This window comes from Bradyrhizobium sp. NBAIM08 (assembly GCF_020193935.1).
Taxonomy (GTDB): domain Bacteria; phylum Pseudomonadota; class Alphaproteobacteria; order Rhizobiales; family Xanthobacteraceae; genus Bradyrhizobium; species Bradyrhizobium yuanmingense.
In genome coordinates, this window is record NZ_JADYVR010000866.1 from 1 (window position 1) to 410 (window position 410).

2 protein-coding genes are annotated in these 410 nt (G+C 65.4%); both read right to left on the reverse strand.

Annotation, left to right across the window (positions count from 1 at the left end):
- Positions 1 to 218 (reverse strand): ATP-binding cassette domain-containing protein (locus tag I6F37_RS42450; protein WP_225154743.1); only part of this gene is annotated, 218 nt, incomplete at its 3' end.
- A 1-nt stretch (position 219) separates the two neighbouring features.
- The coding region (locus I6F37_RS42455; protein ID WP_225154744.1) for an ABC transporter permease at positions 220 to 410 on the reverse strand (191 nt) is incomplete at its 5' end.

Sequence of the window (410 nt, forward strand, 5' to 3'; positions counted from 1 at the left end):
CGCGTCAGCTGGCCGAGCACGCGGATGTCGCCTTCGGCCGGACGGTTGAGGCCGATGATGGTGCGCAGCAGCACCGATTTGCCGGTGCCCGAGCCGCCGACCACGCCGATCACCTCGCCGCGCCGGATGTCGAGGTCGAGTCCGTCATGCAGCACCTGCTCGCCGAACCGGTTCACCAGGCCGCGGATCTCGATCACGTTGGGGCTGCGCTGGGGCATCTCAGATATTCATGATTGCGAACAGGACGGAGAACAAGGCATCGAAAATGATGACCAGGAAGATGCCCTCCACGACCGAGCGGGTGGTCATCTGCCCCACGCTCTCCGCGCTGCCGCTGACGCGCAGGCCCTCGAAACAGCCGACCAGCGCAATCAGCATTGCGAAGACTGGCGCCTTCACCATGCCGACCC